An 11,015-nucleotide genomic window follows, 5' to 3' on the forward strand; every position below is an offset into this window, starting at 1 on the left:
TAGGTCTTTAAAACCTATAAGGTTTACCTAAAAGATTTATCCAATAGAATGTAAAAAATAATTATAGAACTAAGTTTAAAATGAAATACTTTAATAAAACAGTTTTTTCTCTTGCTCTTGCTGGCATGTCAGTACTTTCAGGAAATGTAAGCGCACAGTTTTTAGGAGGACACAGGCTTAAAAGTGATGAGGACGGGCCCAAAGGGCAATTCATGGTTTACGGCTCATTAGACTATTCTAAAGTAACTACACCGTCTACCAGCAGCAGTACAGTTTCCAGCGCGCCGCTTGGAGTAGGCTATTTTATCAATAATAATGACCTTATCGGGGTAAATTATGCATATTCACAAAACTCAGTGAATCATAATGTAGTCTACAAACAGAATGAAGCAGGGATCTGGTACAGCCCTTCATTAATGCTTGGGAAATATTTTGTACTGATCGGGCAGGTAGATGCTCACTATGTTTGGGGACAGCAGATGGCTGCAGCAGCGGATGGTATGCAAAACTTTAACGGGTTCCGTTTGCGTGCGTACCCTTTGATAGGGATATTACTAGGTGGTGGATGGGCTTTGAAATTCAAATTTGCAGAACTTTCAATGCTTCAAACCAAAACGAAAGAAGAAGGCTGGACCAAAAGCTATGTGGCAGGAATCAGCGGTTCAACATTTGGGGTAGGTATTTCCAAAAACTTTGACTTCAGAAAAAAATCCAAAAATGATAATTAATCAAATCATAGGCAATCTCTCCGAAAGTCCTACGGAAAAAACCATAGATTATCTTGATCTGGAATGGTTTGAAACCACTAAAAGAATTCAGCGTAAAAGAACCAGACAGGGAGTGGATGTTGCGATCAAATTCCTTAGAGAAGGGCAGCGTTTACGTGAAGGAGATATTCTTTTTGAGGACGCAGAAAAAATAATAGCTATCAATGTGCTGGAAACGGAAGCTATTGTCATGTCACCAGCTTCTCTGTTAGAAATGGGAACCGTGTGCTATGAAATCGGGAACAAACATATTCCGCTTTTCATTCAGGAGGATAAAGTATTGCTTCCATTTGAAATGCCTATGTTCAGATGGCTGGAAGCAAGCGGCTTTAAACCCGAAAAGCAATCCGTAAAACTGCTGAACCTTCTTAAATCTAATGTAGAACCTCATGGACATGGAAGTCTGGGATCCACAATTTTCACCAAAATCTTAAAAATGGCCGCTCCAAAAGATGAATAATATGAATATAAACTTTCTGTCGGGACTGCTTCATCTTGCAGATCCCACACTTCCCATCGGCGGTTATACCCATTCCAACGGACTAGAAACATATGTACAGGAAAGAATAGTACATAATGTAGAAACGGCAAAGGAGTTTGTGCAGAATATGCTGCAGTATAATCTTAAATTCAATGACGGAGCTTTTGTAAAACTGGCATATAGAGCTGCAGAGAAGGAAGATTTAGAATTGTTACTAAAGCTTGATAATGAATGTAATGCGATCAAATGTCCAAGAGAAATCCGTCAGGCAAGTCAGAAATTAGGGTTGAGATTAATAAAAATCTTTAAAAGAAGAGAAAGCTTTCCTTTTATGGACGCTTTTGAAAAAGCGGTTCGAAACCGTGAAGCGAATTCCCACTACTGTATTGTATTTGGAGTGTATGCTTACCTGATGAAAATTCCTCTATATGAAGCCCTTTTAGGATTCTATTATACTTCAGTTGCAGGAATGATTACCAATGCAGTAAAACTGGTTCCGCTAGGACAGCTTGATGGGCAGGATATCCTATTTTCATTATATCCTGTAATGGAAAAAACAATATGGGAAACCATGGAGCTGGATAGAGATATGGTAGGGCTTTGTAATACAGCTTTTGACATCAGGTGTATGCAGCATGAGAGATTGTATTCAAGACTTTATATGTCGTAGAAAGCGAAAGGGTAAAAGGCGGAATAGCAAATACAGCAATGAATGATTTGTCCTTTGCTGAGTGAGATGCCTTTTACATCCCTTAAAATTATCCTCAATTAATAAAAAGTCCATTGTGCTAAAAAATGAAGAGCAGGTGGCGAGTTTGCAGATTGGCCTTTTCGCCTTTTTGCAAAAATGTAATCAATTAAAATTTAAAAAAATGGAAAATAGAAAATACATAAAAGTAGGTGTTGCAGGACCCGTAGGTTCAGGAAAAACAGCATTATTGGAACGTTTAAGCAGAAAATTGTTCGGGATTTATGATCTTGGGGTGATTACCAATGATATCTATACCAAAGAAGATGCTGAATTTATGGCTAAAAATAGTCTTCTTCCTCATGACAGAATCATTGGAGTGGAAACAGGAGGATGTCCTCACACAGCAATCCGTGAAGATGCCAGTATGAACCTTGAAGCAGTAGATGAATTGGCTGCACGTTTTCCCGAAATTGAACTGGTTCTTATTGAAAGTGGAGGGGATAACCTTTCTGCAACTTTCAGCCCGGACCTTGCAGACGTTACCATCTTCATTATTGATGTGGCCGAAGGGGAGAAAATCCCGAGAAAAGGAGGACCTGGTATTACAAGATCAGACTTATTGATCATTAACAAAATTGACCTTGCACCACACGTAGGAGCAAGTCTTGAAGTAATGGAAAGAGATGCAAGAAGAATGAGAAATGGAAATCCTTTTGTATTTACTAATCTGAAAACAGATCACGGGTTAGACAGCGTTATCGGGTGGATTAAAAAATATGCACTTCTTGAAGAAATCGAAGAACCGAACTTAGTAAGATAAATGAATAGTCGTTTAAATATTATTGCAGGATTCAAGGGAGGAGAATCATATGTGAAAGATCTTTATGTCTCACTGCCATTCAGAGTAGTTTCTGTAGGGCAGAGAAAAAATGACAATAAGCTCTATCAGATGGTGATGAGCTCCTCGCCGGGGATTCTGGATGGAGACCATTATCAGTTGGAGGTTGCTCTTGAGAAAGGAGCCTCTCTTCAGCTGCAGTCACAGTCGTATCAGAGACTTTTCAATATGAAAGATAAGGCTGTTCAGGAACTGAATGTAACAATGCAGGACGAAACCTCTTTCGCGTACGTTCCACATCCTGTAGTTCCTCATGAAGATTCAAATTTTAAGAGTAAAGCGAATATTCACATCGGGAAAGACAGCCAGATCATCATCAGTGAGATCATTACCTGCGGAAGAAAACATTACGGAGAAGTTTTTAAGCTGAAACGTTTTCAAAACCTGATGGAAATTTATCACAATAATAAACTGGTTGTAAAAGACAATGTTCTGATTCAGCCGGATATGATCCCTATCAGCAGTATCGGAAATCTGGAACAGTATACGCACCAGGGAACCCTGATCTTCTACAGCACAAAAGAAAATGTAGATAAAACCGGACTGATTGAAGAGATTGTTGAAGCAGCAGCACAACACCGTGCAGAAATGGAAGTAGGAGTTTCAGCTATGGAAGATAACGGATTTGTTGTAAGAGCTCTGGGACATGGTGGAGAACTGATGTATAACTTCTTCCTGTATGTTCAGGAAATACTCTGGTCGCTGGAGTAAGAATCTGGTCTTGCGGGAGCCTTGTCAAGGTTCAAAACCTTGACAAGGCTCCCGGATAGATAAAAAAATTAAATAAAAAATGGATAGTACAGTTTGGGCGCTTCTTGTGAGTGCCATTTCAATAAGTTTTATACATACAGCTTCAGGACCGGATCATTACCTGCCGTTCATCGTAATTTCAAAATCCAAGGGATGGAGCGGAATGAAAACAGCAATACTTACTGTTGTTTGTGGATTGGGACATGTATTGAGCTCCCTGATTTTAGGCTTTATCGGTGTATTTCTAGGCTGGCAGCTAAATAAAATCTCATGGTTTCAGGATATCAGGGGAAATTTCTCTGGATGGGCATTGCTGATCTTTGGCGGCGTGTACCTGGTATACGGCCTGGTTCAGGCTATCAGAAACAAGCCACATAAGCATTTCGATGTAATGGGTGATGATGTGTATGTGTATGAACACAATCACAGTGAAGTGGTAATGCCTCAAAAAAGAATAAAAGTAACTCCGCTTGTCCTTTTCATGATCTTTGTAATGGGCCCCAGTGAACCTTTGATCCCTTTATTATTCTATTCCGGGGTAAAACATTCAGTATCGGAAATTGCAGTTTTGGTGACTTCATTCACCGCAACAACTGTTTTAACGATGCTGGGAATGGTTCTGCTGGGACGTTACGGCTACTCAACATTATTCAATACCGAAAAACTGGAAAGATATATGGGAGTGGTAAGCGGAGCAGTAGTAACCGTTTGTGGGGTAGGAATGGTCTTTTTGGGCTGGTAAACAGAGTGGTGAGGTTAGAGGATCGGAGAGTTTGATAGCGAAAGTGTTTAAAATTATCCTCTTTTTACTGATGGTTAAGGATTCTTACTTCACCATTCACTTGCGAAACAAAATTGGCTATTGACATATAAAATTAAAATGTCGCCTGTCAACTACTAATTATTAATACAAAAAAACTATGGACGAATTTTTCAAAAAAATCCCTTTTATTGATAATGTTTTAAAAGGAATTGGGCAGATTATGCTTCAGGAAAACAGATGGACTGGTCTTCTGTTTTTAATAGGAATCTTTATGGGAAGCTGGCAGTGTGGAGTAGCGGTATTAATTTCAACAGCTGCCGGAACTTTTACAGCCATGAAGCTTAAATATAATAAAGCTGAAATCAACGCCGGGTTATATGGCTTCAGTGCAGCGCTTGTAGGCGTGGCATTGGCTTTCCTGTTTGAAACAACGGTATTAATCTGGATTCTTATTATCCTGGGTGGAGCATTGGCAGCCGTTATTCAACATTTTTTTATTCAGAAAAAAATCCCGGTATTTACATTTCCTTTCATCATTATTACCTGGGTAGTAGTATTTGCATTACATCATTTTACACATATTCCGCCGTCTGCCATGTTGAGCAGTGAAGTGGTACCTACCAAATATGATGATTTTCTTACCTGTACCAACGGTTTTGGAGAGGTGATATTTCAGGGGGGAGTACTTTCGGGAATGATTTTCTTTATTGCCGTTTTCATCAGCTCACCAATTGCCGCTTTATACGGACTTGTGGCATCAATTCTGGGAGCAGGATTATCCCAGCTAAATGGTGAACCCATCAAAGAGATTCATATGGGATTATTTGGTTTTAATGCTGTATTATCTGCCATTGTGTTTTCAGGAGTAAAAAAGACGGACGGTTTATGGGTACTTATTGCCGTTCTGCTGACTATCGTGATTGATGATTTTCTGATTGATAATCATTGTCTGGATGCAGTAGGCGGAGTGTTCACCTTCCCGTTTGTAGCAGGTACCTGGATTACACTTTTAATTCAAAAGATATTTCTTAAAGTGAAAGGATAAATTATATAGAGTTAAAAATAAAAAACTGAAGAAACTAAAGTGAGGAAGTTGTTATCCTCATCTTTATCGTTAAAAATCAGAGAGGAAAATTTCTTCTAAAATTTAAAAAATAAAAAATGAAAGTAACAAAAATAGCAGCGGCATTTCTCGTAATGGCCTTTAGTGGAAAAATGATGGCACAGAAAACAGAAAAGCAACTGTCAATAAAAGATGCAGATGATAAATTCCCCATTGCGGATGCCTTGGTAAAATACGATCAGGGAAATAGCCATACTCATACAGGTACAGACGGTACCTTCTCCATTCCTGTAAAATCACTTCCCGATACTTTGGTGATCAGCCGTCCGGGATACGATGAGGTAAAATGGGTAGTAACAAATGATGATGATAAAAATAAAGTTATTTTTTTACAGCATAAGCCTTATCAGATTTCAGAAGTAGCAATTAATCACAGTTCATTCTTATCGGCAATTACAAAAGTGGATCTGAATAAATTCCCGGTGAATTCCGCACAAGATCTATTGAGAAAAGTTCCCGGATTATTTATTGCTCAACATGCAGGAGGAGGAAAGGCCGAACAACTTTTTTTAAGAGGATTTGATGCCGATCATGGTACAGATGTAAGTGTAAATGTAGACGGAATGCCGGTAAATATAGTTTCACATGCCCATGGACAAGGATATTCCGACCTTCACTTTGTAATTCCTGAAACGGTAAACAATATCGATTTCGGAAAAGGCGCATATTACATGGACCGCGGAGATTTTAATACAGCAGGATATGTTGATTTTCAAACCTACAACGGATTAAAAAACAGTATGGTAAAACTAGAAGGAGGTTCTTTTAACTCAAAAAGAGTGTTGGGAATGTTCAATATTCTTCATGATGATCTGGGCAGAAAAAATGCTTATATAGCTGCGGAATATAATTATACAGATGGCCCATTTGATGTAAAACAGAATTTTAACAGAGTCAATATCTTTGGAAAATATAACCAATGGCTGACTGATAAAGATTATTTCAACATCCAATTCTCTACCTTCAGTTCTTCATGGAATGCTTCAGGACAAATTCCGGAACGTGCAGTAGACGAAGGAATCATTGGAAGATGGGGAAGTATAGATCCTACAGAAGGCGGGAAAACTTCAAGAACGAACCTTCAGATGAATTTTAAGCATACCATTTCTCCTTCAGAACAAATTGATGCTATGGCTTTCTATTCAAAATATAATTTCAACCTGTACTCAGATTTTACTTTTTATTTAAAAGATAAGGATCATGGTGATGAAATTCAGCAGACTGACGGAAGAAATATTTACGGAACCGAAATAAAATATACAAAAACTTTCTCCCTTCCCAACAGTTCTCTGAACTGGACATCCGGAATAGGACTAAGAAATGATGATATCAATACATTACAGCTTAATCACGTTTATCACAGAGATCTTCTGCTTGACAGATTATCTGATGTAACGGGAACAGAAACCAATCTTCACGCCTATTCAGGAATTGTTTGGAAAACAGGAAAGTGGACCATTAACCCTGCCGTAAGAGTGGATCATTTTATTTTCAATATGCACAATCTGCTGGACCCTGAACAATTACCTTCAGGACAATCAAAAGAAGCAACAAGAGTAAGTCCAAAACTAAACTTCTCCTATGCTCAGAATGATAATGTAATGTGGTTCCTGAAAACAGGGATGGGATTCCATTCCAATGATATGAGGGTTGTGGTTACCAATCAGAATGAAAATACACTTCCTTACTCTATTGGTGCCGATTTCGGAGTGAGATTGCATCCGTTTAAATCATTAATTATTACACCAACAGTTTGGTATATGGATCTTCAGCAGGAATTTGTATATGTAGGAGACGATGCTGTGGTAGAACCTTCAGGAAAATCAAGACGTTTCGGAGCAGATCTTGGAATCCGCTTCCAGCCATTGGAAAACTTCTATTTGAATGCAGATATCAACTATTCCCATGCCAGATTTACCGAAGAAGAAAAAGGGCAGGACTACGTTCCGCTGGCACCTGTAGTAACGAGTACAGGATCTGTAAACTGGGATTTTCTTCACGGGTTTTCTTTGGGTGTTCAATACCGTTATCTTGGAGCCAGGCCTGCTGTAGAAGACAACAGCATCAGAACAAAAGCTTATTTTGTGAATGACCTTGTACTTTCCTATAACCGCCAGACGTGGGGTGCAAATATACAGGTGAACAACCTTTTCAATGTGAAATGGAATGAAGCGCAGTTTGCTACAGAAACACAGTTAAAAGGAGAAGCAGAACCTGTTACAGACCTTACTTATACACCGGGAAGCCCATTTGGAGTAAGAGTAGGAGTGTACTACAAGTTTTAGAATGGAGAGTGAGAGAATTTGAGAATCTTAGAGTTGGGATGAAAGACTCATAGAGTAAGCCATTTTCAAACTAACTCATTCTCAAATTTTCAAATTCTCAGGCTTCTACTTTATAAATTTTGTATAACTTTAAATAATCATTACATCGGATATGGAAGTATTATCCAATTTTCAGTATAAAAAACTTTTTCTGCCCAATATTACGGATAAGATATTAGCTAACAATGCTGATATACAGCTGTATCGGATAGAAAATTATCTTAAAGGAATTCTGATGCCGGTGATCCCGTACCGTACGACGTTTAATTTTATTATTTTCGTTACCAACGGACATATTAAACAGTATCTTGAAAATAAAGAATATCACGCTGAAAAAGGCGGTGTTATCTTCATCAAACAAGGAACAATCACAGCAACAGTTGAGCTATCAGATAACATAGAAGGATTCTTTCTTGCTTATGAAAATAATATACTTTCTGAGCAGGAACTGCCTAAACATAAGAGCAGCATCTTTTTCATGACTCCTTTTCTTAACCTGGACAGTCTTACTTACGGAACCATTACACAGCTTCTTCCAATTATGGAACAGGAGCTTTGGCTGAATAATCTGAATATAAATGACGTGGTGGTAACCATGCTTCACCTTATTTTGATCAAAATGCTGAGTACAGATTCTGATACCCATCATAAATCGGCAACACGTCCCATGGAGCTTTCTCTTCAGTTCCGGGATCTTTTATTTAAATATCATGTGACAGAAAAAAGGGTAGCTTTTTATGCTGATAAACTTTCCGTAACAGAAAGCTACCTCAATAAATGTGTAAAAGGAGTTACCCAGAAATCTCCGAAACAATGGATTAATGAGATTGATATCAATTACAGTAAAGCATTGCTTCATTCCAGTAAAGATATTGCAGAAATAGCCTATGAACTGAATTTTCATACCGCTTCCCATTTCACACAGCTGTTCAAAAAAATTGCAGGAATTACTCCGAAGGAATACAGGAGTCAGTTTTTGCAGAACAGGATTACCGGGTAGGCTGGAAGCAGGAAGCAGGATGCTGGAGATGCTATGAGACCACATTGTTAGGAAAGTCATTATAGATAAGTACTAAAATTTAATTCAGATAAAAAAGTCAAGAATTGATATTTCATACTTCAATAACTTCCATCTCCCAGCTTCCATCTTCCAACCCAAAAACTTTACAGTTTTTCCTTCTCCAAAATCTTAATCACCAGCTTCTCTTCCTTCGTGAGGTCTGCCTTTCCGTCATTTTCCTCAATTCCTTCAAGCTCATCGAGGTATTTTCTGATCGTATTGTTTTCGTAAAGGTTGATCACTAAAGGATGCACATAATATTTTCTGCAAACAGCATTGGTATTTCCCAGATGTTCCGCAACAATATCCAGTGCTTCTTTTACTTTCTTTTTGTATTCGGTATTATTTTCTGCATATCCGATTTCCTTAAAAGCGATGAGTGCACTCACGGTTCCGGACCAGGTTCTGAAATCTTTAGCTGTAAAATCCTCGCCGCTTATTTCTTTAATATAATCATTCACCATTCCGGAATCTATAGAATGACGGTTTCCTTCTTCATCCAGATATTGAAAAAGTTCTTTTCCCGGAATATCCTTACACTTTTGAACCAGTCTTGAAAGCCTTTTACTTTTGAGGTCTACATGATGCATAATCCCTTTTTTGCCTTTAAATGAGAAAGTGATCTTCTGGCCTTTTACTTCCACATGCTTATCCTTTAATGTAGTCAGTCCAAAAGAACCATAAAGCTTTTCATAGATATTATTTCCGATGCGGATATTGGTTCTTTGCATAAGGCTTACAATTAAGGCTAGTATTTTTCGTTTTTCGAAATTCCGTAAGGTAAGATCCTGTTCTATCTGCAGCCGGATGTTTGGCAAAGCATACCCGAATTGAAGCATTCGGTAGAACTTGGTATGATTTCTTAATGCACTCCATAAAGGATGATAACGATATTGTTTCCTTTTTTTAACATCAAATCCTGTTGCCTGAAGATGTCCGTTTTCCAGCGCGCAGATCCATACATTTTCCCAGGCTGGTGGAATGACCAGTTTATTGATTCTTGTAATTTCCTCTTTATTACTGATCTTTTTCCCGTCTTTATAATAAGAATATTTCTTTCCGGTTTTCTTGCGGGTTATTCCGGCGGTTTCTGCATCGGTGGTATATACAAGATGTACCGCCTTTGCAGAAGCTTCCGGGTCCTTCATGATTTTAACAATTCTTGAAGGCTTCAGGTGGGAGATCATCTCTAAATCCGTATTCTTCTCCATAAATCATGGTTAAGAGTTTTTACCCTTCGAAAAAATCAGTAAAAGAATCACTACTATTACACAGACTAAGAAGATTCCCCACCACATTCCTGCCTTAAAAATTGTTCCTATTGCCTCACAACTTGTTAATGTCAATAAACTCAATATCGTAATACTGTAAAAGCTCCACTTTTTCATAAGTATATATTTTGTTGGTATTTTTAAATTCTGAGAAGGTCTGGTTTCCAGTTTTTAATAGATTTTTTAATTTCATCTCCGGAAATGTTTTCATGAAGAGCCCTGTACAAAAGCTCTTTGAACTCGTCATCATAAGCAAATCTCAATGCTGCGATCTGATCGAATCGTAATTTCTCAACGGTCTCATCCGAACTCAAGTTGAAAATTTCAAAATAACGCTGGCGGAATTCAAGAATAACCATCCGGTTCTGAAGGCCCAAGGCATAATGCTGCCTTGTCATAAACGCCAGATAGAAGAGCAGAAAAATTACAATAGAAAATAGAATCCATATCAATTGATTTCCCGGATCATTCCAGATTTTATATATCCCGAACCCCTCCAAAAAGATTAATATAGGAAGGTAAATAAAATGATGCGGTGGATAAAATTTCCTGTGATTATTGTAATTCTGCTGTTTCATACCATAGAATGCAGCAATAATCTTTCCAAAAACCTATGATTTTAATAATAATTGCATGTTTGTGGTACCTTTATGATATTATTTTTAATTGTTTTATTTTATTAGTAGAATATTTAATTATCAATTTGTGTTATTGGTGAAAAAAATAATGCTGTTTGTGTTTTCCTTTTTCATATTCAAATAGTAGTATTTGTCATTCCGTAGAAATCCAGATAGCGCATTTAAGTTTAGGCTAAAGCCTGTTCTTTTTCTCGCTGATTTTGTTGATTACGAAGATTATTATTCCCAAAGTTTATCCATCCATTATTG

General features: G+C 37.8%; 11 protein-coding genes. 9 read left to right on the plus strand and 2 right to left on the minus strand.

Annotated features, from left to right (window positions below; translation table 11 throughout):
* Positions 1-80 precede the first annotated feature (80 nt).
* The 9 genes from F3J23_RS04080 (at position 81) to F3J23_RS04120 (ending at position 8,797) form a co-directional block, all read left to right on the plus strand.
* Positions 81-728, plus strand: coding sequence for a hypothetical protein (locus F3J23_RS04080; protein WP_167024429.1), 648 nt, complete (start codon positions 81-83; stop codon positions 726-728).
* Positions 718-1,227, plus strand: a complete 510-nt coding sequence (gene ureE / locus F3J23_RS04085; RefSeq protein WP_167024432.1) for an urease accessory protein UreE — start codon at positions 718-720, stop codon at positions 1,225-1,227. The genes F3J23_RS04080 and ureE overlap by 11 nt, the downstream gene beginning before the upstream one ends.
* 1 nt (position 1,228) lies before the next feature.
* The gene (locus tag F3J23_RS04090) at positions 1,229-1,918 is read left to right on the plus strand and encodes an urease accessory protein UreF (RefSeq protein WP_167024435.1); all 690 of its coding nucleotides are present in this window, start codon (positions 1,229-1,231) and stop codon (positions 1,916-1,918) included.
* A gap of 202 nt (positions 1,919-2,120) precedes the next feature.
* Positions 2,121-2,759, plus strand: a complete 639-nt coding sequence (gene ureG / locus F3J23_RS04095) for an urease accessory protein UreG (RefSeq protein WP_167024438.1) — start codon at positions 2,121-2,123, stop codon at positions 2,757-2,759.
* Entirely contained in the window at positions 2,760-3,548 is a 789-nt protein-coding gene (locus tag F3J23_RS04100) for an urease accessory protein UreD (protein ID WP_167024441.1), read from the plus strand. It begins immediately after the preceding gene.
* 79 nt (positions 3,549-3,627) lie between these two features.
* On the plus strand, positions 3,628-4,329 hold the full coding sequence (locus tag F3J23_RS04105) for a hypothetical protein (RefSeq protein WP_167024443.1): 702 nt from the start codon (positions 3,628-3,630) through the stop codon (positions 4,327-4,329).
* Positions 4,330-4,507: 178 nt separating this feature from the next.
* Entirely contained in the window at positions 4,508-5,395 is an 888-nt protein-coding gene (locus F3J23_RS04110) for an urea transporter (RefSeq protein ID WP_167024447.1), read from the plus strand.
* 116 nt (positions 5,396-5,511) lie between these two features.
* Positions 5,512-7,758 (plus strand): TonB-dependent receptor, encoded by a 2,247-nt coding sequence (locus F3J23_RS04115; protein ID WP_167024450.1) that lies wholly within the window; start codon positions 5,512-5,514, stop codon positions 7,756-7,758.
* A gap of 151 nt (positions 7,759-7,909) precedes the next feature.
* Complete coding sequence (locus tag F3J23_RS04120; RefSeq protein WP_167024453.1) at positions 7,910-8,797, plus strand: helix-turn-helix domain-containing protein; 888 nt, start codon at positions 7,910-7,912, stop codon at positions 8,795-8,797.
* A 164-nt stretch (positions 8,798-8,961) separates the two neighbouring features.
* On the opposite strand, the gene F3J23_RS04125 is transcribed toward F3J23_RS04120, so the two are convergent.
* Together F3J23_RS04125 and F3J23_RS04130 are read right to left on the minus strand one after the other, a co-directional pair.
* Positions 8,962-10,068: a DNA topoisomerase IB gene (locus F3J23_RS04125; RefSeq protein WP_167024456.1), complete on the minus strand. Its 1,107-nt coding sequence runs from the start codon at positions 10,066-10,068 to the stop codon at positions 8,962-8,964.
* Positions 10,069-10,268: 200 nt separating this feature from the next.
* Positions 10,269-10,706, minus strand: coding sequence for a DUF6526 family protein (locus F3J23_RS04130; protein ID WP_167024459.1), 438 nt, complete (start codon positions 10,704-10,706; stop codon positions 10,269-10,271).
* Between the last annotated feature and the right edge of the window lie 309 nt (positions 10,707-11,015).

The organism is Chryseobacterium sp. Tr-659, assembly GCF_011752975.1.
Lineage (GTDB): Bacteria > Bacteroidota > Bacteroidia > Flavobacteriales > Weeksellaceae > Chryseobacterium.

Coding starts and splice junctions, on each gene's coding strand:
- F3J23_RS04080 (WP_167024429.1), top strand. CDS start 81: ATGAAATACTTTAATAAAACAGTTTTTTCTCTTGCTCTTGCTGGCATG.
- ureE (WP_167024432.1), top strand. CDS start 718: ATGATAATTAATCAAATCATAGGCAATCTCTCCGAAAGTCCTACGGAA.
- F3J23_RS04090 (WP_167024435.1), top strand. CDS start 1,229: ATGAATATAAACTTTCTGTCGGGACTGCTTCATCTTGCAGATCCCACA.
- ureG (WP_167024438.1), top strand. CDS start 2,121: ATGGAAAATAGAAAATACATAAAAGTAGGTGTTGCAGGACCCGTAGGT.
- F3J23_RS04100 (WP_167024441.1), top strand. CDS start 2,760: ATGAATAGTCGTTTAAATATTATTGCAGGATTCAAGGGAGGAGAATCA.
- F3J23_RS04105 (WP_167024443.1), top strand. CDS start 3,628: ATGGATAGTACAGTTTGGGCGCTTCTTGTGAGTGCCATTTCAATAAGT.
- F3J23_RS04110 (WP_167024447.1), top strand. CDS start 4,508: ATGGACGAATTTTTCAAAAAAATCCCTTTTATTGATAATGTTTTAAAA.
- F3J23_RS04115 (WP_167024450.1), top strand. CDS start 5,512: ATGAAAGTAACAAAAATAGCAGCGGCATTTCTCGTAATGGCCTTTAGT.
- F3J23_RS04120 (WP_167024453.1), top strand. CDS start 7,910: ATGGAAGTATTATCCAATTTTCAGTATAAAAAACTTTTTCTGCCCAAT.
- F3J23_RS04125 (WP_167024456.1), bottom strand. CDS start 10,068: ATGGAGAAGAATACGGATTTAGAGATGATCTCCCACCTGAAGCCTTCA.
- F3J23_RS04130 (WP_167024459.1), bottom strand. CDS start 10,706: ATGAAACAGCAGAATTACAATAATCACAGGAAATTTTATCCACCGCAT.